The 22,802-nt window shown below is 74.4% G+C and carries 17 protein-coding genes; 11 read left to right on the forward strand and 6 right to left on the reverse strand.

Annotated elements, in window-relative coordinates; translation table 11 throughout:
* The first annotated feature begins 381 nt into the window (after positions 1-381).
* The 4 genes from I5Q34_RS27110 to I5Q34_RS27125 all read left to right on the forward strand — a co-directional run bounded on the left by I5Q34_RS27110 (position 382) and on the right by I5Q34_RS27125 (position 4,841).
* Positions 382-774: a rodlin gene (locus I5Q34_RS27110; RefSeq protein WP_199895070.1), complete on the forward strand. Its 393-nt coding sequence runs from the start codon at positions 382-384 to the stop codon at positions 772-774.
* Positions 775-1,005: 231 nt separating this feature from the next.
* On the forward strand, positions 1,006-2,748 hold the full coding sequence (locus I5Q34_RS27115; RefSeq protein ID WP_277965734.1) for a glycosyl hydrolase family 18 protein: 1,743 nt from the start codon (positions 1,006-1,008) through the stop codon (positions 2,746-2,748).
* A gap of 108 nt (positions 2,749-2,856) precedes the next feature.
* On the forward strand, positions 2,857-4,047 hold the full coding sequence (gene rodA, locus I5Q34_RS27120; protein ID WP_277965735.1) for a rod shape-determining protein RodA: 1,191 nt from the start codon (positions 2,857-2,859) through the stop codon (positions 4,045-4,047).
* 134 nt (positions 4,048-4,181) lie between these two features.
* Entirely contained in the window at positions 4,182-4,841 is a 660-nt protein-coding gene (locus I5Q34_RS27125; RefSeq protein WP_199895071.1) for a DedA family protein, read from the forward strand.
* A gap of 167 nt (positions 4,842-5,008) precedes the next feature.
* On the opposite strand, the gene I5Q34_RS27130 is transcribed toward I5Q34_RS27125, so the two are convergent.
* Entirely contained in the window at positions 5,009-5,971 is a 963-nt protein-coding gene (locus I5Q34_RS27130; protein WP_199895072.1) for a polysaccharide deacetylase family protein, read from the reverse strand.
* 458 nt (positions 5,972-6,429) lie between these two features.
* Here I5Q34_RS27130 and I5Q34_RS27135 point away from each other — a divergent pair, with 458 nt between their 5' ends.
* Together I5Q34_RS27135 and I5Q34_RS27140 are read left to right on the forward strand one after the other, a co-directional pair.
* Positions 6,430-7,821, forward strand: a complete 1,392-nt coding sequence (locus I5Q34_RS27135; RefSeq protein ID WP_199895073.1) for a glutamine synthetase family protein — start codon at positions 6,430-6,432, stop codon at positions 7,819-7,821.
* 1 nt (position 7,822) lies between these two features.
* The gene (locus tag I5Q34_RS27140; protein ID WP_277965736.1) at positions 7,823-8,971 is read left to right on the forward strand and encodes an amidohydrolase family protein; all 1,149 of its coding nucleotides are present in this window, start codon (positions 7,823-7,825) and stop codon (positions 8,969-8,971) included.
* Here the strand turns inward: I5Q34_RS27140 and I5Q34_RS27145 are convergent.
* A complete protein-coding gene (locus I5Q34_RS27145; RefSeq protein ID WP_234429616.1) occupies positions 8,932-10,359 on the reverse strand; it encodes an MFS transporter in 1,428 nt (475 codons plus the stop codon). The genes I5Q34_RS27140 and I5Q34_RS27145 overlap by 40 nt on opposite strands.
* Before the next feature lie 154 nt (positions 10,360-10,513).
* On the opposite strand from I5Q34_RS27145, the gene I5Q34_RS27150 reads away from it, so the two are divergent.
* Positions 10,514-11,095, forward strand: coding sequence for a TetR/AcrR family transcriptional regulator (locus tag I5Q34_RS27150; protein WP_199895074.1), 582 nt, complete (start codon positions 10,514-10,516; stop codon positions 11,093-11,095).
* Here the strand turns inward: I5Q34_RS27150 and I5Q34_RS27155 are convergent.
* Positions 11,085-12,641, reverse strand: a complete 1,557-nt coding sequence (locus I5Q34_RS27155; protein ID WP_199895075.1) for an AMP-binding protein — start codon at positions 12,639-12,641, stop codon at positions 11,085-11,087. The genes I5Q34_RS27150 and I5Q34_RS27155 overlap by 11 nt on opposite strands.
* 1,030 nt (positions 12,642-13,671) lie before the next feature.
* Between I5Q34_RS27155 and I5Q34_RS27160 the strand changes: the two genes are divergently transcribed.
* The 3 genes from I5Q34_RS27160 (at position 13,672) to I5Q34_RS27170 (ending at position 17,662) form a co-directional block, all read left to right on the forward strand.
* The gene (locus tag I5Q34_RS27160; protein WP_199895076.1) at positions 13,672-14,916 is read left to right on the forward strand and encodes a glycosyltransferase; all 1,245 of its coding nucleotides are present in this window, start codon (positions 13,672-13,674) and stop codon (positions 14,914-14,916) included.
* 479 nt (positions 14,917-15,395) lie between these two features.
* Positions 15,396-16,598: a wax ester/triacylglycerol synthase domain-containing protein gene (locus tag I5Q34_RS27165; RefSeq protein ID WP_199895077.1), complete on the forward strand. Its 1,203-nt coding sequence runs from the start codon at positions 15,396-15,398 to the stop codon at positions 16,596-16,598.
* Between the two features lie 134 nt (positions 16,599-16,732).
* Positions 16,733-17,662 carry an alpha/beta fold hydrolase gene (locus tag I5Q34_RS27170; RefSeq protein WP_199895078.1) on the forward strand — a complete coding sequence of 310 codons (930 nt, stop codon included), beginning with the start codon at positions 16,733-16,735 and terminating at the stop codon, positions 17,660-17,662.
* 11 nt (positions 17,663-17,673) lie between these two features.
* Here the strand turns inward: I5Q34_RS27170 and I5Q34_RS27175 are convergent, their stop codons facing one another.
* The 3 genes from I5Q34_RS27175 to I5Q34_RS27185 all read right to left on the reverse strand — a co-directional run bounded on the left by I5Q34_RS27175 (position 17,674) and on the right by I5Q34_RS27185 (position 21,927).
* Positions 17,674-18,594 carry a D-alanyl-D-alanine carboxypeptidase family protein gene (locus I5Q34_RS27175; protein ID WP_199895079.1) on the reverse strand — a complete coding sequence of 307 codons (921 nt, stop codon included), beginning with the start codon at positions 18,592-18,594 and terminating at the stop codon, positions 17,674-17,676.
* A 198-nt stretch (positions 18,595-18,792) separates the two neighbouring features.
* Positions 18,793-20,418: a phospholipase D-like domain-containing protein gene (locus I5Q34_RS27180; protein WP_199895080.1), complete on the reverse strand. Its 1,626-nt coding sequence runs from the start codon at positions 20,416-20,418 to the stop codon at positions 18,793-18,795.
* Positions 20,419-20,565: 147 nt separating this feature from the next.
* Positions 20,566-21,927, reverse strand: a complete 1,362-nt coding sequence (locus I5Q34_RS27185) for an FAD-binding oxidoreductase (protein ID WP_199895081.1) — start codon at positions 21,925-21,927, stop codon at positions 20,566-20,568.
* Between the two features lie 196 nt (positions 21,928-22,123).
* Here I5Q34_RS27185 and I5Q34_RS27190 point away from each other — a divergent pair, with 196 nt between their 5' ends.
* Entirely contained in the window at positions 22,124-22,768 is a 645-nt protein-coding gene (locus I5Q34_RS27190) for a bifunctional 2-polyprenyl-6-hydroxyphenol methylase/3-demethylubiquinol 3-O-methyltransferase UbiG (RefSeq protein ID WP_199895082.1), read from the forward strand.
* The last annotated feature ends 34 nt before the right edge of the window (positions 22,769-22,802 follow it).

Genomic DNA, 22,802 nt, shown 5'->3' on the forward strand with positions numbered 1-22,802 from the left:
GGGGGGCCCCCCCCCCGGGTTCCCCCCCCCCCCCCCCCCCCCCCCCCCCCCCCCCCCCCCCGCGGGCCCCGGGGCCCCCCCGGCCCCCCCCGGGGGGGGGGGGGGGGGGGCGCGGGCGGGGGGGCCCGGCGGCGGGAGACCCGCCGCGAGCCGCACGCTACCAGCCGGACGGACGCCTTTCCTCCGGCGTCACTCACATGCCCCAGCGCCCGGACAGGGGGCCCGATAAACACCCCGGAGATCCGGCGCGATACCGCCGCATGGGCTCCGACCGGCATCGATGGCTCGAATGAGTGAAATCCCGGAACTTCCCAAAAGGGTCAGAGTTACTCAGTTCGCTTCCCGAGCGGGAAAACCCCTCTTCGATCGAAAGGCATAGAAGTGCTCAAGAAGGCAATCGCCACGGCCGCCGTGTCGGCTTCCGCGATCGGCGCCATGGCCACTCCCGCGATGGCGTTCGGGGACGACGAAGACGTCTACAACGCGAATGGCGCGAAGACCGGTTACGGCAACACGCACACCGGCGGCAAGGAAAGCCCGCAGATGAGCCTGGTCCAGGGCTCGCTGAACAAGCTGTGCGTCGGCATCGGGAAGGTCGGCATCCAGTCCGTCCTCGGACTGCTCAACATCGGCGTCCAGGACGTGCCGATCCTCACCTCGCAGCAACAGCAGCAGTGCACCGACAACTCGACGATCAACGACGGCGACGACCAGCTGTCGCACATCCTCGACGACATCCCGATCATCTCGGGCAACGGCTCCGCCAACGGCTGACGAAAGCCTCGCGGTTCCGCGGAAATCCCTCCGCGCCGGGCATCGCGCCCGGTGCGGGGGGATTTTTCTGTGTCCGCCCGCGGCCGCCGTCAAGTGGCCGGTAATTCGGCATGGTTGGCCGGGGAAAGTTTCCGCTCTGCCGGAACCCTTGACTCAACTCTGGTCCAGTCCAACGATGTTCACCGCGCAACTGCCCCCACCCCGTGCACACCTCAGTCACCGGGAGCATCCGTGAGACGACGCCCCACCGTCCGCGCCGCGGTCACCGCCCTGGCCACCGCCTTGGCGGGCGCGGCCCTGGCCCTGGGCGGCGGCGAGCCGGCGACGGCCGCCACGCCCCTTCCCCCGCGGGTCTTCGCGCCCTACTTCGAGAGCTGGCTCCCCGACGGCCCCGCCGCGCTCTCCGCGCAGTCGGGGGCGAAGCACCTGACGATGGCCTTCCTCCAGACCGAGGCCAAGGGCTCCTGCACGCCGTACTGGAACGGCGACCGGAGCAAGCCGGTCTCCTCGGCCGTGTTCGGCGCCGACTTCGCCACCATCCGCTCGCGCGGCGGCGACGTCATACCGTCCTTCGGCGGCTACGCGGCCGACAACGGCGGCACCGAACTCGCCGACAGCTGCGCCGACACCGACAAGGTCGCCGAGGCGTTCCAGCGCGTCGTCACGACCTACGACATCAGCCGCATCGACCTGGACATCGAGGACAACTCGCTGACCAACACCGCCGGAATCGACCGCCGCAACAAGGCGGTCAAGAAGGTGCAGGACTGGGCCGCCGCCTCGGGGCGCCCGCTGCAGATCTCCTACACCCTGCCCACCACCACCCGGGGCCTCGCCGACAGCGGGCTCGCCGTCCTGCGCAACGCCGTCGCCAACGGCACCCGGGTCGACGTCGTCAACATCATGACGTTCGACTACTACGACGGTGCCCAGCACGACATGGCCGCCGACACCATCAGCGCCGCCGAGGGACTGCACGCCCAACTGGCGCGGCTCTACCCGGGGAAGAGCGACGCGCAGCTGTGGGCGATGACCGGCGTCACCGAGATGCCGGGCATCGACGACTACGGCCCGGCCGAGACCTTCACCGTCCAGGACGCGGCCAAGGTCTACCAGTGGGCGGTGTCCAAGAACATCAACACCCTTTCGTTCTGGGCGCTCCAGCGCGACAACGGCGGCTGCCCGGGCACCAAGGGGTCCGACACCTGTTCCGGAATAGCCCAGAACACCTGGGACTTCACCCGCGCCTTCGCCCCGTTCACCGGCGGCGGGCCCGCGCGGCCGGACTTCTCGATATCCGTCTCGCCCGGCGGGTCCTCCGTGCCCCCGGGCGGTTCCGCGACAGCCACCGTCGCCACGGCCGCGGCCTCCGGCCCCGCACAGACGGTCCGGCTCTCGGCGGACGGCGCCCCGCGCGGGGTGACCGCGGAGCTCGCCCCCTCCTCCGTGACCGCGGGCGACTCCGCCCGCCTGACCCTCTCCGTCGCCGCCGGCACCCCGCCCGGCACCTACCCGCTCACCGTGACCGGCACGTCGCCCTCCGGCAGCCGCACGGCGGCATACGCGCTGACGGTCCCGGGTCCCGGCACCCCGGGCAAGCTCGTCAACGGCGACTTCGAGACCGGCACCACCGCCCCCTGGACCTGCGACGAGGGCGCGACGGTGGTCAACAGCCCGGCGCACGGCGGCTCGTACGCATTGCGGAGCGCCCCCACGGCGTCCGGCACCGGCGAGTGCCGGCAGACGCTGACGCTGTCGCCGGACACGTCGTACACGCTCGGCGGCCGGGTGCGCGGCGACTACGCCTTCGTCGGCGTCTCCGGCGGGGCGACGGCGTCCCAGTGGGCCTCGTCCGGCGACTGGACCGAACTCGCGGTCCCCTTCACCACGGACTCCTCCGGCAAGGTCACCGTGTACGTCCACGGCTGGTACGGGCAGGGCGCCGTCCTCGCGGACGACCTCACGATCGGGTGAAACGACGGGAGGGCGGGGACCGGCCGGGGAAGAACCCTCCCCGGCCGGTTCCGCACAGTGCTCCGCCCCGGCCGCCGCCCGCCGTCCCGGAGGACCGGAGGACCGTCCGTGGGTATCGCACTCGTCCGGCCCCAGGCACGCGGCCCGCTGCTGAGGGCCTTCGGCCGCTCCTCCCCGCTGTGGCGCCTCGACTGGGTCCTGCTGGGGGCCATGGTCTCCCTCGGCTGCCTCGGGGGGCTGCTCACCTGGTCGGCCACGGTGCACCGGCAGGACGCGGCCGGCGGCGACCCCTACTCCTACCTCAAGCGCCACATGCTCAACCTGGTGCTGGGGCTCGTGCTGTGCCTGGCGCTGGCCTTCCTGGGCCACCGCCGGCTGCGCGGGTACGCGCCGGTGCTCTACGGGGCGTCGCTGCTGTTCCTGGGCACCGTGCTGACCCCGCTCGCCAGCACCATCAACGGCGCCCACTCGTGGATCGTGCTCGGCGGCGGCTTCTCGCTCCAGCCCTCCGAGTTCGTCAAGCCCGCCCTCGTCGTGATGCTGGCCGCGCTGCTCGCGGAGGAGCGCGAGACCCGGCGCGGGAGCCTGCCCGGCGGGCGGCAGACCCTGATCGCGCTGGTGCTGTGCGCCGTCCCCGCCATGGTGATCATGGCCAGCCACGAGCTGGGCACGAGCCTGGTCCTCGCCGCCATCACCGCGGGGCTGCTCTTCCTCTCCGGCGTCCCCGGCCGCGTCCTCGCGCTCCTCGCGGGGGCGGCGGCGGCCGTGATCGCCGCGGTGTTCGCGTTCCACCTGCTCAGCGCATACCAGATCAACCGGTTCGCCGCGTTCGCCGATCCGCACCTGGACCCGTCCGGCGTCGGCTACAACACCCACCAGGCGCGGATCGCGATCGGCTCCGGCGGGCTGGCCGGCCAGGGCCTCTTCCACGGCTTCCAGACCAGCGGGGGCTTCGTGCCCGAGCAGCAGACCGACTTCGTCTTCACCGTCGCCGGCGAGGAGCTGGGCTTCCTCGGCGCCGGCGCCGTCATCGGCCTGCTGGGCGTGGTGCTGTGGCGCTCGCTGGGCATCGCCCGGCGGGCGGACGACATGTTCGCCACGCTGCTGGCGGGCGGGGTGGTGTGCTGGCTGACCTTCCAGTCCTTCGAGAACATCGGGATGACGCTGGGCATCATGCCCGTGGCCGGGATCCCCCTGCCGTTCGTCTCCTACGGCGGCTCCTCGATGTTCGCCGTGTGCGCGGCGATGGGCGTCCTCCAGGGTGTGCACGCCGACTCGCGGCGCCCGCGCAGCGGCTGAGTGCGTCGCGTCCGGCCTTGGGCCCGTCCGGGCGGCGGACGGGCCGCGTCCGCCGCGCGGGGGCGCTGTTCCCCGCCGGATCTCCTACAGTCGTGCAGACCGTCCGCTCCTGCCCTGCTGGAGGGCGCTCTCCCATGTCTCTCGTGCCGTCGCCGCTGTTCACCCTCGCCGTCAACCCGTTGGACGCGTCCTCGCTGCTGTCGTCGTTCGGGGCGCTCGGCATCGCGGTCGTGCTGTTCGCCGAGACCGGTCTGCTGATCGGCTTCTTCCTGCCCGGGGACTCCCTGCTGTTCACCGCCGGCCTGCTGTGCCGGCCCGGGGCCCACTCCGGGCCGCACCTCGACCTCGCCCAGGTGCTCGTCGCGGCCCTGGCCGGGGCGCTGGCCGGGGCCCAGTGCGGGTACGCGCTGGGGCGCCGCGGCGGACGGACGCTGCTGGCCCGCTCCCGGAACAAGCGGCTGCTCGAAGGAGCCGGACGCGCGGAGGAGTTGCTCGGCCGCTACGGGCACGCGCGGGCGATCGTCCTGGCCCGCTTCGTACCGGTCGTGCGGACCGTCCTCAACCCGCTGGCGGGCGCGTTGGCCGTCCCGCGCCGGGTGTTCGTGACCTGGCAGGTGGCGGGTGGGGTGGTGTGGACGGCGGGGCTGGTGCTGGCGGGGTATGCGCTGGGGGCGGTGGTGCCGGATGTGGAGCGTTATTTGCTGCCGGTGGTGGGGGTGGTGGTGTTGGTTTCGTTGGTGCCGTTGGGGGTGGAGGTGGTTCGGGCGCGGGGGCGGGTGGGCAGGGGGCGGTGAGTTTGCCCCGGTCCCGCCCTTTCACCGTCTCTTCCGGGGCTGCGCCCCGGGGCCCGAGCGCGGCTCCGCCGCGCGGAAGCGGGGGCTCAGCACCCCCGCACCCCCGAAGCGCCCTCCGGGCGCTGTCCTCAAACGCCGGACGGGCCGGACCAGCCAGCAGAAACGTTTCAGCACTCCAGTGGGTACGGCACCTGCTCCGTCACCGGCCCCGTGTTCCGGCACATCCGATAGCCCTGCTCCCGCAGGTCCCCGATGATCCCCGGCAACGCCTCGGGGAAGTGGCTGAACAGATGTCCGAGGATCACCCCGTTGGTCTTCTCCTCCGCGGACGCCTCCCGGACGCTCGCCCGGATCGCGTCCACGTCCCGGAACGCCCCGCCCGACTGCTGCCAGTCGTATGTGTCGATCGTCCAGTTGCACACCCGCTGGCCCAGGCTCGCGGCGGCCTCCGTCTCGCGCTGGCCGACGTCCCCGTAGGGCGGGCGCAGGAAGTTGCCGGGCACGCCGTTGCGGAGTTCGTCCTGGAGTTCCTGGTCCGACAGCTGGGTGAGCTGCTGGTGGGACCAGGTGTGGCTGCCGACCCAATGGCCCTGCCGGCGCAGGGCGGTGGTGATCCGGGGGTACTGGGAGGCGTACTGGTTGATGAGGAAGAACGCCGCCCGGACGCCCTGGGACTGGAGCTGCGCGCCGACGCGGACGGCGCGTTCGGGGTCGTCGTAGGGCCAGTCGTCCAGCGACAGCAGCACCCGGCCGGAGGCGTTGCCGCAGCGGTCCCGGTCGTAGCCGGATTCCGGGTCGGGCACGCCGGCCCGGGCCGGTCTGCCGCCCGCGGCAGGGCGGTTGGCGGGTGCGCCGTGGCCCTCGGGCGGCCGGTGCGGCAGCGCGCCGTCGCCGACGGGCCGGGGGGCGCAGGCGCCCATGGCCGCGATGCCGCCGCGCCGGTGGTCGTCGTGCGTCCCGCCGCGTCCCGCCCGGGCGTCGCACTCCTGCCGGTCGTCGTCCATCGAGGTCACCGCGAACGCCGAGCCGGCCACCAGCGCCACCGCCGCGGCCGCCGCCGTCAGCGGAACCCTCCTGCGGCGCCGGTGGCGTCCGGGGCCGCGCCGCAGGACGGCACGGATATCCGACATGCTGACTCCTCAACGGTGCCGGGCCGCCGTCGCCGACGGCCTGCCCGGCACTTCACGCCCAGTGCTCACAGACGCGGAGAAGCCCGCTCCGGGACAAGCACCCGAGCTGGATCGCTGATCTTGGCTCCAGCCTCGGGGCAGGTCCGCGCTCTCGCAACCGATGGCTCCGCCGTCCGGTTCGGGCCGCCGGAAGCGGGGTGGAACAAAGGCGGCGTCCCGTGCGCGGCGGGCACACACCGGCCCCTCGCGCATCCGCCGTACGCGCGGCCGCAGTTCGGGGACGGCCGGTGAACGCGCGCCGCGTCACGGTCTCTTGGCGCCGTCGGACCGGGTTGCGCCGAAAGGCCCCGGTACGAGGTGTCGCGCGGCGCGATCCGGACCAGAATCTCTGGGCGGCGTGGTTTTCCCGGTGCCGCCGTCCCCGCCCTCGTCCCCCACACCCGCCGGAGGAGACCGCCATGCACAGGCCGGAACGGGAGCGCGCGGAGTCGGCGGCCCGGCAGGAGGCCGCGCAGCTCACCGCGCGGGACGTCCGGGCCGTGGCCCTGACCTGGGTGGACAACGCGGGCATCACCCGGGTCAAGGCCGTGCCCACCGCCCGGCTGGCGCACGCCGCGCGCTGGGGGGTGGGGATGTCCCCGGTGTTCGACGTCTTCCTCACGGACGACTCGGCCGTCACCAGCGCGCACATCGGCGGGCCCACCGGTGACCTGAGACTCCTTCCCGACCTCGGCCGGCTGACCGTGCTGGCCGCCCAGCCCGGCTGGGCCTGGGCGCCGGTCGACCGCCACGAGCAGGACGGCCGCCCGTACGCCGCCTGCCAGCGGGGCTTCGCCCGGCGCATGGCCGAACGGGCCGCGGCCGACCACGGGCTGCGGCTGCGCATGGGCTTCGAGACCGAGTGGGTCGTCACCCGGGACGGTGGCGATGACAAAGACGGCAAAGACGATAAAGACGCCAACGACCGGCTGCGGTACGCCTGTTCGGGCCCGGCGTACGGCATGACGCGGCTGGTGGAGCTGTCCGACTACCTGCGGGACGTCCTCGACGCCCTCACCGCCCAGGAGATCGAGGTCCTCCAGCTCCATCCCGAGTACGCGCCGGGCCAGTTCGAGGTGTCGGTGGCCGCCGCGGATCCGGTCGGCGCGGCGGATCTCGCCGTGCTCGTCCGCGAGACGGTCCGCGCGGTGTCCCGACGGCACGGCCTGGAGGCCCAGTTCGGGCCCGTCGTGGACGCCGGCGGGGTGGGCAGCGGTACCCATCTGCACCTGAGCCTGCTGCGCGGGGAGCGGAACCTGTGCCGGGGCGGCGACGGCCCGTCGGGGATGACGGCGGAGTGCGCGGCGTTCCTCGCCGGCGTGCTGCGGGAGCTGCCCGCGCTGCTCGCGCTGGGCGCCCCCTCCCCCGCCAGCCACCTGCGGTTCAAGCCCTCGCACTGGGCGGGGATCTTCGCCTGCTGGGGGCCGGAGAACCGGGAGGCCGCCATCCGTTTCGTCCCGGGGCCGCCGGACGCGGCCGACCAGGCCAACGCCGAGGTCAAGTGCTTCGACGGCGCGGCCAATCCGTACCTGGCGGCCGGGGCGGTGATCGCCGCGGGGCTCGCCGGGATCGAGGCCGGGCTGACGCTGCCGCCGCCTGTCACCGGCGATCCGGCCGTCACCGGCGGGCAGCGGCGCCTGCCCGCCGCGCCGGCCGACGTCCTGGACCGCTTCACCCGCTCGGAGCTGCTGCGGACGGCGCTCGGCGATCCGCTGTTCGAGGCCGTCGCGGCGGTCCGCCGCGCGGAGGTCCGGCAGTACGAGGGGGCGGCTCCGCAGGAGATCGCCGACGCGACACGGCGGCGGTACTGAGGTGGGGGCCCACGCGAAGCCGTCCCCGCCGGCGCTGGTGGACCACCACTGCCACGGCCTGGTCCGTACCGAGCTGGGGCCCGACGCCTTCGCCGCGCTCCTGAGCGAGTCGGACGTGCCCGCCCCGCCCGGCACCTCCTTCCTCGACAGCCAGCTCGGCTACGCCGTCCGCCGCTGGTGCCCGCCGCTGCTCGGCCTCGACCCGCACTGCACCCCCGCCGAGTACCTCGAACGGCGGCGGGAGCTGGGCCCGGACGGGACCGCCCGGCTGCTGCTGGGCGCCACCGGGATCACCGACTACCTGGTGGACACGGGGCTGGCGGACGATCTGACGGGCCCCGAGGAGCTCGCCCGTACGGCGGGCGGCGCCGCCTGGCACGAGGTGGCGCGCCTGGAGCGGCTGGCCGAGCGGATCGCCGACGGGACCGGCGGCCGGGCGGAGTTCCTGGGCGGGCTGTCCGACGCCGTGCGGGAGGCCGCCGGGACGGCCGTGGCGTTCAAGTCCGTGGCCGCCTACCGCTACGGGCTCGACTTCGAGCCCAATCCGCCCGGCCAGGCCGAGGTGCGCGCCGCGGCGGACCGGTGGCTGGCCTGCCGCACGCCGGGCGGCCGGCTGACCGATCCGGTGCTGCTGCGCCATCTGCTGTGGTCGGCGGCCGAGACCGGGCTGCCGCTCCAGCTGCACACCGGCTTCGGCGACCCGGACCTCACGCTGCACCGCTGCGACCCGGCGCTGCTCACCGACTTCGCCCGCGCCGTGCGCCCCACGGGCTCGGCGCTGGTGCTGCTGCACTGCTACCCGTACCACCGCAGTGCCGCCTACCTCGCCCACGCCTTCCCGCACGTCTACGCGGACATCGGGCTGGCCCTGTCGTACAGCGGCGCGCGGGCGGAGGCGGTGCTGGCGGAGGCGCTGGAGCTGGCCCCGTTCGGGAAGCTGATGTTCTCCACGGACGCGGCCGGGCTGGCGGAGCTGTACGTGGTGGGCGCCGAGCTGTTCCGCCGGGGCCTGGCGCGGCTGCTGGACGGCTGGGTGCGGGACGGCGCCTGGTCGGCGGGGGACGCCGCGCGGGTGGCCGGACTGATCGGGGCGGAGAACGCCCGGCGGGTCTACGGGCTGGGGCGGACGGGCGGTTCGGCGGGGGCGTGAGCGGGCTCCCGGGGCGCCGGGACGGCCGGTCCGCGTCCACGCGGGGCGAAGGACACCAGCAGCGCGCCTCCGGCGGCGACGGCCGAGCCCGTCCAGAACGAGGCGGTGTAGCCGGAGGCCGCCGGGCGCGAGGCGAGGACGGCGATGGCGAGCTGGCTGCCGACGGCGCCGCCCACCGTCCGGGCCACGGTGTTGATGCCGTTGGCGGTCGCGCCGGTGGCCGCCGTGGAGACCCGGCTGACCATCCGGGGCAGCGCGGGCATGGCCATGCCGAAGCCGGTGCCGATCACGGCGTAGCAGGCGACGACCTGCCAGACCGCGCCGTGCGCCAGGGCGAGGAACGCCCCTCCGGCGGCGCTGACCGACAGCCCGAGCGCGAGCGGCGCGCGGGCGCCGAGGCTGCGTTCGACGCGTCCGGCCAGGAAGCCGGCGGGCAGGCCGCACAGAGTGCCCGGGACGAGGATCAGGCCGGCGGCGGTGACGGACGCGCCGAAGCCGGGACCGGCCGGGGACTCGGCGAGCCTGGGGATCAGGACGTAGAAGACGAACTGGGTGGCGCCCAGCAGGAAGGCGCCCGCGTGGACGCCGCGCACGGCGCGTCCCAGCAGCAACTCCGGTGCGACCAGCGGGTGTTCGGCGCTCCGCTCGCGCGCGAGGAAGAGCGCCGACAGCACGGCGCAGCCGGCGAGGAGGGCGAGGACGGGGGCGGAGGTCCAGCCCCACTGCGGCCCTTCGGTGAGGGCGAGCAGCACGGCGGCCAGGGCCGCGCCCAGCAGTGCGGCGCCGGTGACGTCGAGCGGGCCCGGGGAGGTGTGGGGGCTCTCGGGGACCCAGCGCAGGACGGCGGCCAGGGCGGTCGCGATCAGGGCGGCGCCGGCGACGAACAGCCAGCGCCAGGAGGCGTGGTCGACGAGGAGCCCGCCGACGAGCAGTCCGGCGCCCGCGGCGCCGGCGACCAGCCCGGAGGCCAGACCGAGCCCGGCGGCGACGCGGTGCGGCGGGAGGACGTCGCGGATCAGGCCGAGGGCGAGCGGCAGCAGGGCGAGGCTGACGCCCTGGACGGCGCGGAGCGCGATGAGCGAGGCGATGTTCCAGGCGAAGGCGGCGCCGAGGGTGCCGGCCAGATGGACCGCCAGCGTCGCGATCAGGACGCGGCGCCGGCCGTGGCGGTCGCCGAGGCGGCTGACGACCGGGGTGAGGACGGCGCTGGCGAGCAGCGTGGAGCTGAGCACGGCCCAGGAGGCGGCGGCCGGGGAGGTGTTCAGCTCGCGCTGGAGGACGCCGAGGGTGGGCACCAGCATCGTCTGGACGAGGGAGTAGGAGAGGACCGCGAGGACGAGCGCGGTCAGGGCGGCGTTTCCGGGGGTCCGGGGGGTCGAGGGGGGCAAGGCGTTCCTCGGGTCGGGAGGGCGGCGGCGTACGGGGGGGACGACATTTTGCGAACGCCGTTCCCATTCAGGTAAGGCTAGGCTTACTTCCCCTGCCCCGCAAGGGACTTCGCACGCGGGACGCCGGTGACGCGACGCTGTGTAGGGTGACGGCGTGAATCCCCGAGGTCCCGGCCGTCCGCGCACCCTGTCCCGGGCCCTGATCGTCGGCGAGGCCCGCCGCATCGCCGACGAGGAAGGGCTCGGCTCCCTGACGGTGCGCCGGGTGGCGCAGCGGCTGGGCACCGGACAGGCCTCGCTGTACCGGCACATCACGGACCGGGGCGAGCTGCTGGGCCTGCTGGCCGACGACGTGGCTGCCCGGCTGCCGCGCCCGGCGGAGGACGGCGACGCCCGCGAGCGCGTCACGGAGCACTGGCTGGCCGCCCACGACCACCTGCTCCGCCACCCGTGGGCGGCCCGGATCATCGCCGACGGGGAGCATCTCGCGCACGGCGCGGCCGACTTCACCGACGCCGCGCTCGGCGCGCTGGAGGCGGCCGGGCTGTCACCGGACGACGCGGTACGCGCCTACCGCGCCCTGTGGAACCTCCTGCTCGGACACGTGCTCAACGCCCACCCCGTCGGTCACACCCGCACACCCCGCCGGGCGGCCGGCGACGCGCGCTCCGACTTCTCGTGGGCGCTGTCGCGGATGCTCGACGGGGTGCTCGGCGCGGGCGGGCTCAGTCGCTGAGGGTCGCGCGCAGCGCCTTCTTGTCCACCTTGCCTATCCGGGTGACCGGCAGGGACCTCAACTGCGTGACGGCGCGCGGCTCGTAGAGCTCGCCCAGTTCGGCGACGACGGCGGCGACGACGGCCGCCGGGTCCACGGAGTCGTCCTTGTCGGTGGCCAGGAAGACATGGACGGCCTCGCCGTAGCGCTCGTCGGGGACGCCCACCGCGGCGGCGTTGCGGACGCCGTCCAGGGTGAGCAGGAAGTCCTCCAGGACCCGGGAGTAGACGTTGTCGCTGGTGCGGCCGGTGACGATGATGTCCTTGGCCCGGTCCACGAGGTAGAGGTAGCCGTCCGCGTCGCGGTAGCCCATGTCGCCGGTGGCCAGCCAGCCGTCGTGCAGGGCCGCGGCCGTGCGCTCCGGGTCGCGGTAGTAGCCGAGCATCCGGGTCTCGCCGCGGACGTACAGTTCGCCGGTCCCGCCGTCGGGGAGCGCGGTGCCGTCCTCGTCCCGGATCTCCACCTCGACGCCGTCGATGACGCGGCCGACGCTGGCCCAGCGCTCGGGGTGCTCGTCGTCGTAGTCGTCGGGCAGCATGAGGGTGATGCCGAGCGCCTCGGACTGGCCGTAGCCCTGTCCTATGGCCGGGCCGAAGACGGCGCTCGCCTGGCGCAGCCGCTCGGGCGCCGAGGCCGCGCCGCCCACCATCAGGGATTCGACGTGGGGGAAGTCCCCGGGGCGGCAGTCGGGGTGGTCGAGCAGTTCGTAGAGCATGGGCGGCACGAACATGGCGGAGTTGATGCGTTCCTCGCGCAGCACGGACAGCGCGTGGCCGGCCTCGAAGGCGGGCAGCAGCACGACGGTCGCCCCGGCGATGAGCGCCTGGACCGAGACCAGGTGCCCGCTGCCATGGGTGATCAGCGTGCCGGCCAGCGCCCGGCGACCGCGCAGCCAGGGGGCGTTGCGCGCCGCGTCGACCATGCGGTCGTACAGGGACCTGCCCTGCGCGGCGAGCTTGGGGTTGCCCAGGGTGCCGCCGGTGTAGAGGACGGTGAGCGGCTCGTCCGCCGCGGGGACCGGGGCGTCGGGGCGGACGGCGGACTGCTCGCGCGCCGCGGCCAGCAGGTCGGTTGCGCCGTCGGCGGGGCCGAGGCACAGCAGCCGGGGCGGACGCTCCAGCAGGCCGGGCAGCGCGATGGCGTGCGGCGTGAAGGTCGGGTCGAAGACAATGGCCCGCACGTCGGCCTGGCCGGCCAGCGCGGCGAGTTCGCCCTGGCCCGGCTCCGGGGGCAGGAAGACCACGCGGCAGCCGATGAGGTGGACCGCGAGCTGGGCGAGCACGCCTTCGGGCCGGTTGGCCAGAAACAGACCAACGGCGTCGCCGGGCACCAGACCCTCGGCGCGCAGGGCGTTGCCCATCCGGAACAGGGCGGCGCGGGCCTCGGCACGGGTGAACCGCACCGTCCCCTGGACGAGCGCCTCCGTCTCCGTGTCCCGGGCCCATGCGTCCAGGATGTGATCGACGTAAGTGCGCTCGCTGATCGATGGAACCTGAGTCTCTTGCATGAGGTCATGCAAACATGACAGCTCGAACAACCCGGTCCGGGGTTCGAACGGAGCGATGCATTCCGGCCATCGGGGGTGGTGCCGGCGCCACCCCGGAGACGGAACCCTGCGGGATCGATCCGGTGCGCGGCGGCCACCATGGCCGGTCCGGTGGCCGCCGTGTGTGCCACCACCGCCCTCCCCGCGGCCGCCGCGGCCGCCACCGGACGGCGGGGCTGGAGTGCGCACGCCTGGCCGTCCCCCGCGACTGGCACCGGCCAAACGCCGGTCCCAGTCCGGGCATCGCCGTCTCCCGCCGGCGGGCGACCGGCGCCGGCGGGCGCGGCGGCTCGGGGCCGGCCCGGCCGGCGGACCTCGCCCTCCGCTCCCCCGCGACGGCCGCCGCGTACGACGTGGTGAGCTTCGGCCAGCGCGGTGTCGGGCGGAGCACCCGGGGCCGGTGCCGGACGCCGGAGGAGTTCTCCGGGCTCCCCACGGGCGACGCCCGGACCGCTCGCCCGCCGCACTGCGTCGCACCCTGGCCGCCTCGCGCACCTTCGCCCGCGACTGCGGCAGGCGCGACGGCGGCCTGCTGCCGTGCCTCACGACCGGACAGACCGTCCGTGGCATGGGCGGCGAAGCGGCCGCCCGCCGGGGCCCGGACCCTGGCCTTCGCCGCCGTCTGCGCCGCCTGACCTGCGGTGACCGGTGCGGGACTTCCGTCCACGCCGATACTCAACTCCGCGCGCGATCCCGCCACTTGCCACGAGGCGACGGTACGGGCCCACCGCGCGCTGCGCGGCTCGCGCCTGGCAGCGGTGACCACGGCCAGTACCGGAACGGGAACTCGTGTGTGGACGGCGTCGTGGAACTCCATCTGCCCGACGGCCGCGTCCCCGCACGGGACATGACCTGTCCGGGCCGGCCGCCGCCGGTCCCCGTCACGGCGGCGGGGCGCCGAACCGCACACATGCGCCCAGGTTGGCACCCGTGCCGTATCCGGCCGGGTGCCGCGTCGTTGTTTCCGGCAGGCACACCGGAAGGCCGGGACATGCGCATCGACATCATCACCGCGGGCACGACGGGCTCCGTCGCCCCCTACACCGGCCTCGGGCACCGGCTGGCCGCCGAGGGGCACGACGTGGAGATCGTCACCCACGCCAAGTTCGCCGACACGGTCACCTGCTGCGGGCTGCGCACCCGGCCGCTGGAGGCCGACCCGTTCGAGGAGCTCATCACCGCGCACAACCGCTTCCGGAACGCCGGGCGTTCACCGCGCGCGCTCCACGAGATCGCCCGCGCCACCGAACGGGCCGCGGTGCGGCTCGTGGACGGGCTGCTCACCGCCGTGGACCCCAAGGCCGACCTCGTCCTGCTGTCCACCATCGTCGCGCCCATCGGCCGCGTCGTGGCCCGGTACCACCGGGTGCGCAGCATGGGCGTCTTCCTCCAACCCGACGTCCCCACCTCGGCGTTCCCGCCCTGCGTGCTGCCCTGGCAGCCGCCCGGGTACGGCAACCGGCTGCGCGCCCGGGCCGTCAACGCCCTGACCGACGCCCTCTACTCGGCCGCCAACCGGCGGCTCCACGCGCGCCTCGGCATCAGCCACCGCAGCGCCCATCTGCTGCGCCGGGAACGGGAGAAGAGCCGCTGGCCCATCTGGCACGGCTACAGCCGCGTCGTCGTGCCCCGGCCGCCGGACTGGCGGCCCGGGCTGCGGGTGGCCGGCTACTGGTGGCCGCACGAGTGCCCGTCCTGGCAACCCCCTTCCCCGGTCGCCGACTTCCTCGCGGCCGGGCCGCCGCCCGTGTTCGTCGGCTTCGGCAGCATGATGCCCGAAGACCCGGACGGGCTCGGCGAACTGACGGCCCGTGCGCTGCGCCTGGCCGGGCTGCGGGGCGTCGTCCAGGCGGGGTGGGCCGGGCTGTCCGTGACCGGCGACGACGTCATCACCGTCGGGGCGCTCCCGCACGGCTGGCTGCTGCCGCGCACGGCGGCGGTCGTGCACCACGCCGGTGCCGGGACGACGGCGGCCGGGCTGCGGGCCGGTGTGCCGGCGGTCCCGGTGCCGCTCCTCACCGACCAGCCGTGGTGGGCGGCCCGGCTGGTGCGGCTCGGGGTGAGCCCCGGCGTGCTGCCGCACGCGTCGCTCACCGCGGAGCGGCTGGCGGCGGTGCTGCTGCGGGCGACGGGCGAGCCGCGGTTCGCCGCGCGGGCGGTGGAGGTGGCGGGGCGGCTGGCGCGGGAGGACGGGGCGGGGGCGGTGGCCCGGGCGGTGGCGGCGATGGAGCCGTGACGCGGCGCTTGCCGCCGGGGTTGCCGCCCCGGATCCTCCCCAGCCCTCTTCCGCAGGGGCTGCGCCCCTGCGCGACCCCGCGGCGCGCCGCGCGCGCCGGATGGCGGGGGCTTCGCCCCCGGGGGCCTTTTGCGGGGCTCCGCCCCTGCACCCCGTTCCGGGGGCTCCGCCCCCTGGCCCCCTTTCGGGGCTGCGCCTCTGGACCTCGTTCCCGGGAGCTGTGCCCCCGCACCCCCACCGGGGCTCCGCCCCGGACCCCGCAACCGAGCTCCGCGCGGTTGTCCTCGAACTCCCCGGAGGGGGCAACCCCCGGACGGGCTGAATTGCGTGCCCTTCACCGCGCGGAGCGCGGCACCCCGGCCCCCCGGGCGGAGCCCGGAAGAAACGGTGAAAGGGAGGGTCCGGGGCATCAACTCCCCGCCCATCGGCCCCGCGGCACCAACTCCCCGTCCATCAGCCCGAGGAGGAGAAGGAAACCGATGCCCACCCCCATGTCCCCCCTCGACGCCTGGCTGCACAGCCACCAGTCCACCCGAGCCCTCTGCATGACCTTCGGCCTCGTCGCCCGCTTCGCCCACGGCCCCGCCCCCGCCCTCCACGACCTCCGCGACCGCGCCGCCGCCCGCTGGGCGCGGCACGACCGCCTCCGGATGGGTCCCGGCCCGCGGTGCTGGGTCCCGGGCCCGCCCTTCGACCCGGTGCACCATGTCACCGCGACGGCGGCCGGCACCCGCCCCGGCTCCCTGGAGGAGCACACCGCGCAACTCCTCGCCCGCCCCTTCGGCCCTCCGCGCCCGCCCTGGCAACTGCACCTCCTCCCCGCGCCCGGCGACGGATTCGCCCTGCTCCTGCGCGCCCACCACGCACTGCTCGACGGCAGGTCGCTCCTCACTCTCGTCCAGGAGCTGCTGGACGGGCCACCGGCGCGGCGGACGGCGTCCCCGGCCCCGGCCCGCCGCCGGGGGACGGGTCTCAAGGACGTCCTCCCCGCCGGCCGGCCCCTCCCCTTCCACGGCCCCGTGGACTCCCGGCGGGCCGTCGCCTGGAGCCGGGTGACCGCCGGGGAACTGGCCGCGGCCCGCGACGCGCTGCCCTCGGGGCGCGCCTCCGCGAACGCGGTCTTCCTGGCGGCCACCGCCGGGGCCCTGCGCGGCGCCGGGGCCGCCGGCCGGCTGCCGTTCCTGCCCGGCGTGTGCGCGATGGTCCCCGTCGATGTCCGCGTGAACGACGACGCGGCGCTCGGCAACCACTACGCCACCGTCCGCGTCCCGCTCCCGGTGCGGAACGACCCGCGCCGGCGCCTCGCCGCCGTGGACCGCTTCACCCGCGGGACGGCCCTGCACGAGCGCGCCCGGGCCCAGGCCCGCGCCGTGGCCGGGATGGCCGGGCGTCCCGGGCCGCTGACCGAGGCCCTCGGGCGGTACGTCGACTCGTCGCTGTACTCGTCGCTGCTGTGCAGCAGCCTCGCGGACCGCGAGGGCCCGCGGGCCCTCGGGCCCGCCGCCCTGACCGGTCTGTCGCTGCTGCCCGCGCTCAGTCCCGGCCACCCCCTGGTGGTGAGCATGGTGCGGGACGCGACCGGTGCGGCGACGCTGGCCGTCGTGAGCGACCACGCCCACCGGGCGCTGGCCGGGCGGCTCTCCGCCCTGCTCCACGAGGAGATCCGCGCACTCGGCCCGTGACCGGACGCGCAGTAACGTCCCGCCGTCGCCTGTCGTTCCACTGATGACGGCACCCCACCAGACCCCCGGCCGCGCGGTCACGGGGACGGCACTCCGACCGCGCGGCACCGACCGTGAAACGGAGACCGCCACTGATGACGTCCACCACCCTCTCGGAAGAGGTCATTCCGCTCACTTATGGCGGTTTCTCCTACAGCGGCCGGATCGTCCACCGGCCGAACGCCCGGCTGGCGCCGCTCGTCCTGATCGGCGGCGCGTTCCAGCACCAGGGCGCGTGGGGCCGGCTGGAGCGGATGGCCCTGGAGTCGATGAGCGTGATCACCGTCGATCTCCCGGGCTGGGGCGCGGCCGACCGGCTCCCGGCCCGCTACGGCATCGACTTCCTCTGCGGCGCCCTCGACCAGTTGCTGGCGAAGGCCGCGCCGTATCCGGTCAACGTGATGGGCGCGTCCTACGGGAGCGCCGTGGCGCACGAGTGGGTGCGCCGCCATCCGGGCCGGGCCGAACGGCTGGTGCTGGTGGGGACCATGGCGCAGCTGACCGACCACGTCCGGGCCCGCGTGGAGCTCACCCTCCGCATGCTGGAGCGGGGCAGCCACGCGGAGTTCGTGGACCAGGTCCTCGACACCCTGATCTGCCGTGCCCCGCGCGTCACGGTGGCCCGGCGGGCCACCGTGATCCGCTGCCTCACCCGTGCCCTCAACGAGCTGACCGCCGACGGCAAGCTCAAGTACCGGGAGAACACACGGCGGTTGCTCGATCACCCGGCGCCGTCCGGCGGGCCGGTGGTGCGGATCCCGGTGCTGGTGACCACCGGTGAGCACGACCCGCTGACCACCCCGGCGCTGAGCCGCGAGGCGTCCGCCCGGTGCGCGGACGCCCGGTTCGCGGTGTTCAAGGACGCGGACCACCTCGTCCACCTGGAGCGGCCGGCCGAACTGCTGGACCTGGTGCTCAAGTTCCTCGCCGACGAGCCGCTGACCGGTCTCGACTACTGCCACCCGGTCGAGTACCCGGGGCACCGGGTACCCGTCCCGTCGCCCCGCGCCGGCGGGGAGCGCTGAGCCCGCGTGCCTCAGTCCTCGTGCGCCGCGGCGGGCAGTTGGCGCGCCTTGAAGCGGGTGTGCGTGTGGTAGGCGTAGTCGAGCATCTTCGCCGCGTCGGGGTAGCGGTTCGGCGCGTCGTCGAGGAGCACGCCGACGACGGTGCGTCCGCCGCGCCGGGCCGCGAAGACCAGGCAGGGGCCGGAGGCGCGGGTCGTCCCGGTCTTGACGCCGAAGACCCCGTCGTAGGAGCCGAGCAGCTTGTTGGTGTTGTACCAGGTGTAGCGGCGGTTGACGTTCTGCGCCTTCTGCTGGGTGCTCATCGCCTTGGTGACGGTGACGAACGTGCTGTTGCCCAGGGCGTGCCGGGCGAGCCTGGCCAGGTCGCGGGGGGTGGAGTGGTTGCCGCCGGTGGTGATGCCGTCGAAGGAGTCGAAGTGGGTGCGGCGCATCCCCAGCCGGGCCGCCTCGCGGTTCATCCGCGCGACGAACGACCTCGTCCGCTCGGCCTCGCTGCCCCCGCTGCCCAGGGCGTCCGCCAGGGCGTAGGCGGCGTCGCACCCGGAGGGCAGCATCAGCGCGTACAGGAGCTGCCGCACGGTGAGCCGGTCGCCGGTGCGCAGGTCGGCGGTGCTCGCCTGGCGGCGCGCCACGTAGTCGCGGTAGGACTGCTTGACAGTGACCTGCTTGTCGAGGTCGGAGGCGCGGCCGCCGAGCGCCACGACGGCGGTCATGATCTTGGTAGTGCTGGCGATCGGCCGGGCGACGTCGGCGTTCCTGTCCCACAGCCCTTTGTTCATACCGCCGTCGAGCAGGTAGGCGCCCCTGGCACCGATCCCCGAAGGCCCGTCGGCGGCCTCGGCGGTGGACGGGAGTACGGCGGCCAGGGCCGCGGCGGACGCGGTCAGCGCCGCTCCCCAGCGGCGGGCCGTGCTTCCCCCACTTCGGTCCATGAAGTCTCCAGAGTTCCTCGCGTGTCGGGATGGGCGAGCGCATGGTCGCACCCCCGCGCGCGGGTCGGGAAATCGCTTCACGAACGGGTGAGGGAATCGTGCGGCAGGCCGTTCGACGCCCGAACTCCCTTCTGGAGAAAGGGAGAAGCGGCACCCCCGTAACGGGATGCCGCTTCAGCCGGTGGGAACCCGGGAGGGTCAGAGCGAGCAGACGCCCCGCTCGTGGTCGACCGTGGCGGTCGCCTTGGAGAACTCCCACTCCGGGTCGAGCAGCTTGTCCTTCAGCTGCGCGGCCGCCTGCGGGCTCTCGACGATGTAGCCGAAGTCCTGGAGCCAGGACGGGTAGAGGTTCTTCGAGCCGATGTAGAACGCCGAGCCGTCCACCGACACCATCTTGTGGTGCAGCGGATAGGCGTGCCCGTCGGCCCACTTGGCGCTCTTGGAGCTGCGGAAGCTGGCGAGCTGGAGGTTGGAGCACATCGCCGACTTCGCCTTGTCCCCGTCGCCGACGACCTTGGCGAGGCGGGCCCGGAGCACGTCACTGATCTCCGAGAGGGACTTGATCTGCGAGTAGCCCCCGCTGCCGACCGTGCCCCGGTTCTCCGGGTCGCTGACGACGATGCGGACCTTCACGCCGTCGGCGAGCTTCTGCGCCAGGGTGTCGTACAGCCGGACGTCGTACTTCGGGAGCGGCGGGCAGGTCGCGTTGAGGTCCTGCTGCGAGATCTCGACGTGCTTGTCCGCGCTGCGCACCAGCTCACGCAGGGCGCTCTCCTCGGGGTTGACCGTGTCGTAGTCGCGGTCGGCGTTGGTGTTGTCGTGCACGCCGACGACGCACTTGGTGTCGGTCGCGGTGGGCAGCGCCGGGTCGAACTTCGAGGAGGCGTCCTTGTCCCGGATGCCGACGCCCAGGCCGCCCACGGCGATGACCGGCACGTTGCCCGTCGGCCCGGCGGGCTCGGGGTTGTTCGCCTTCTCCATGTCGGGCATGCAGGACGCCCCGTCGGAGGCCGCGAACCACACGCTGGCGACGTTGCTCTTGTTCTTGCAGGTCCAGCCCCACAGGGCGTCGAGGTAGCGGCCGGCCGAGGAGGCGGCCGGGCCGGTCAGGGCCAGGTCGACGTCCGTGACGGGGTGGGCGGTGTCGAGGTAGTCGCCCTTCCAGTTGTTGATGCCGCCGGTGATGGCCGAACGGCCGTCCACGACGAGCAGCTTGGAGTGGTTCCAGGAGAACGCCGTCTTCGACGTCGTCATCGACGCCGCGGTGAGCGTGACGGAGCCGGCCGCCTTGCCGAGCCGCTTGCGCAGGTCGTCACGGTAGGCCCCGGGCCGTACGTTGATGTGGTAGACCGGCGCGGCGCCGACCAGGACGCGCACCTTCGGCTTGTTGCCGGCCTCCACCGACGCCTTGAGACCGGCGGCTATGGCGTCCTGGAACGCGCCGTCGGGGAAGGGCGCCAGGGTGGAGATGTCCACCGTGCGCTTCGCCGACGCGATGTTCTCGGTCATCTTGGCCAGCAGCCGCTTCGTCCCCGGGCGCTCGGCGCACTTGTCGTCACCCCAGCAACCGGGCGTCTGCAGCAGCCAGTCGGAGGCGTCGGCCGCCGAGGCGTCCAGCTTGTTGCCCTCGGTGCGCTGCCAGATCTCGCCCTCCAGGCCCGGCGAGACCTGACGCAGCGTCCGCTCGACCGCGTCGAGGTGCGGCGTGGCCGAGGACGTGCCGTCGGCGAACGCCTGACCGGCGGGCAGGACGGCGAGGACGACGGCGGTCGCCGTCGCATGGCGGGCAAATCGGTTTAAACGGCTGAGCCGGTCACGGAGCAAGGCGCATCCTTTGGCAAATGATGAACTGTGCGGGGTGATCCGTTGAATCCCGGACGTCCGTCCGGCGTACGGATGATCAACTTCGCAGAAGTTACCAGGTGCCGTCGCGCCGCGGCAGGGGGTGGTCACGGCAAGCGGAAGCGGCGGTTACGCCGGACGCACGTTGCGGTTGAGGCGGAAGACGTTCTGCGGGTCGTAGGTGGCCTTGAGGGCGGCGAGACGCTCATAGGTGCCGGCCTCGTACCCGGCCCTGACCTGGGTCTCGTCGGCGTGTTCGCCGTCGCCGTAGAGGAAGTTGAGGCTGTGTCCGAGGGTCCAGGGGACGAGGGCCTCGCGCAGCAGGCCGTGCCGGGCGCGGACGTCGTCCGGGCCGACGCCGGGGAAGTAGCCGGAGAGGGCGACCACGAGGAACTCCGCCGCGCGGTGTTCCACCGTGGTCTCCGCGCCGCCCCGGCGCAGGGCGCCGCCCAGGTGGCGGATCTCGGTGATGACGGGCACCGGGGAGTCCGGGCCGACGGCCTTCAGCAGGGCCGCGATGGCCTCCACCGGCAGCTCGCCGAGGAACGCGCTGGTGCCGGCGTAGGCGTTGGGCTCGTCGGGGTCGTTGTGGATGGTGCCGGACGCGGTGTACGGCAGCTCCCGCAGGTTGTCGTCGAGGCGCGGGCCGATCGCGCGCAGCGGGGCGACCAGGCGCTCGCCCTCCTCGGCGGGGCCGTTGTAGGCGATGCGGAAGGAGGCGACGTAGCGGCCGCGGAGGAACTCGGGCAGCTGCGGGACGTCCGGGAAGGGGATCAGGGTGACGGAGGAGGTCATCTCCTCGGGCACTCCGGCGGTCCAGCGGCGCCAGGCCGCCAGGGACTCGGCGACGAGCGGGGTGTCGAAGACGAGCTGCCCGCCGTAGAGGGTGGACACCGGGAAGAGGTCCGCCTCCAGCGCGGTCACGATGCCGAAGTTGCCGCCGCCGCCCAGCAGGGCCCCGTACAGCTCGTCGCCCGGGCGGACCTCGCGCAGCCGCCCGTCGGCGGTGACGACCTCCAGCGAGCGCACGTGGTCGGCGGCGTAGCCGTACTGCCGGGCGAGCAGGCCGAGGCCGCCGCCGAGGGTGTAGCCGACCGCGCCGATGGTGGGCGTCGAACCGCTCAGCGGGGCCAGGCCGTGCGGACCGGCCGCCTCGATCACGTCGCCCCACCGCGCGCCGGCGGCGATCCGGGCGGTACGGGCCGCGGGGTCGACGTGGACGCCCGTCATCCGCCGGGTGCTGACGAGCATCCCGCCGTCGGCGGCCACCGACAGCCCGTGCCCGGTCAGTTGGACGCCCACCGGGAGTCCCTCGGCGGCCGCGTACGCCACGGCCCGCCGGACGTCCTCGGCGTCGGCCGCGCCGACGACGACGGACGGGCGGTGGGCGTAGGCCGTCTGGTAGCCGGCGAGCTCCTCCTCGAAGCCGGGGTCGCCGGGGCGGAGCACCGGTCCCGTCAGACCGGCGAGTGTCTGTGCGCTGATCTCCATGCCCACCACGATGCTCGCGCCGGACCCATAAGTCCAAGAGCGGGTCAAGATGATTGCCAGAAGCGTTGGTTATAACGACTCTGTGACGCGCCTTGGCCCCGGCTTGCCGTAGCCGCAATGGATTTTGCCCGACGCTCCGGAACGGCCCCAGCATGCCCCCGACATCGGCACACACGCACCGCACGAGGACGCCCCCATGGCACACGACCGGCACTGCCCCGCGACCCGCACCTTCTGGGAGGACTTCTACCGGCGCGACGAGCGCGTCTGGAGCGGCGAACCCAATCCGCTCCTCGTCCGCGAGACGTCCGCGCTCCCCGCGGGCACGGCCCTGGACCTCGGGTGCGGCGAGGGGGCGGACGCGGTGTGGCTCGCCCGGCGGGGGTGGCGGGTCACCGCCGTCGACGTCTCGCCGACGGCCCTGGGCCGGGCCGCCGCCCACGCGGCGGAGTCCGGCGTCGCCGACCGCGTCGACTGGCTCCAGGAGGACCTGTCCCGCTCCTTCCCCGGCGGGACGTACGACCTGGTGTCGGCCCAGTTCCTGCACTCCCCCGTGGAGTTGCCCACGGAGCGCATCCTGCGGGCGGCGGCCGGGGCGGTACACGTGGGAGGCGTGCTGCTGGTGGTGGGGCACGCGGGGCTGCCGGCCTGGGTGGAGGCGGATCCGGCGATGCGGTTCCTCACGCCGGAGGAGGTGCTCGACGCGGTCGGGGCGACGTCGTCGCGGGACTGGCGGGTGGTGGCCCGCCGGTCGGTGCGGCGCGAGGTCCCGGGACCGGAGGGGCAGTCCGGGCTCCGGACCGATCACGTGCTCAAGTTGCGCCGGATCGGGGGCCGGTAGGTCCGCACCCCCTGTCGGCGCGTGCGCCCGCCGC

Source organism: Streptomyces sp. AV19 (assembly GCF_015999245.1).
Classification (GTDB): domain Bacteria; phylum Actinomycetota; class Actinomycetes; order Streptomycetales; family Streptomycetaceae; genus Streptomyces.

Bases quoted from the DNA above. Each gene is read 5' to 3' on its own strand.
- I5Q34_RS27165 (WP_199895077.1), top strand. From the start codon at position 15,396: ATGCCCACCCCCATGTCCCCCCTCGACGCCTGGCTGCACAGCCACCAG.
- I5Q34_RS27170 (WP_199895078.1), top strand. From the start codon at position 16,733: ATGACGTCCACCACCCTCTCGGAAGAGGTCATTCCGCTCACTTATGGC.
- I5Q34_RS27175 (WP_199895079.1), bottom strand. From the start codon at position 18,594: ATGGACCGAAGTGGGGGAAGCACGGCCCGCCGCTGGGGAGCGGCGCTG.
- I5Q34_RS27160 (WP_199895076.1), top strand. From the start codon at position 13,672: ATGCGCATCGACATCATCACCGCGGGCACGACGGGCTCCGTCGCCCCC.
- I5Q34_RS27135 (WP_199895073.1), top strand. From the start codon at position 6,430: ATGCACAGGCCGGAACGGGAGCGCGCGGAGTCGGCGGCCCGGCAGGAG.
- I5Q34_RS27155 (WP_199895075.1), bottom strand. From the start codon at position 12,641: ATGCAAGAGACTCAGGTTCCATCGATCAGCGAGCGCACTTACGTCGAT.
- I5Q34_RS27130 (WP_199895072.1), bottom strand. From the start codon at position 5,971: ATGTCGGATATCCGTGCCGTCCTGCGGCGCGGCCCCGGACGCCACCGG.
- I5Q34_RS27125 (WP_199895071.1), top strand. From the start codon at position 4,182: ATGTCTCTCGTGCCGTCGCCGCTGTTCACCCTCGCCGTCAACCCGTTG.
- I5Q34_RS27190 (WP_199895082.1), top strand. From the start codon at position 22,124: ATGGCACACGACCGGCACTGCCCCGCGACCCGCACCTTCTGGGAGGAC.
- I5Q34_RS27185 (WP_199895081.1), bottom strand. From the start codon at position 21,927: ATGGAGATCAGCGCACAGACACTCGCCGGTCTGACGGGACCGGTGCTC.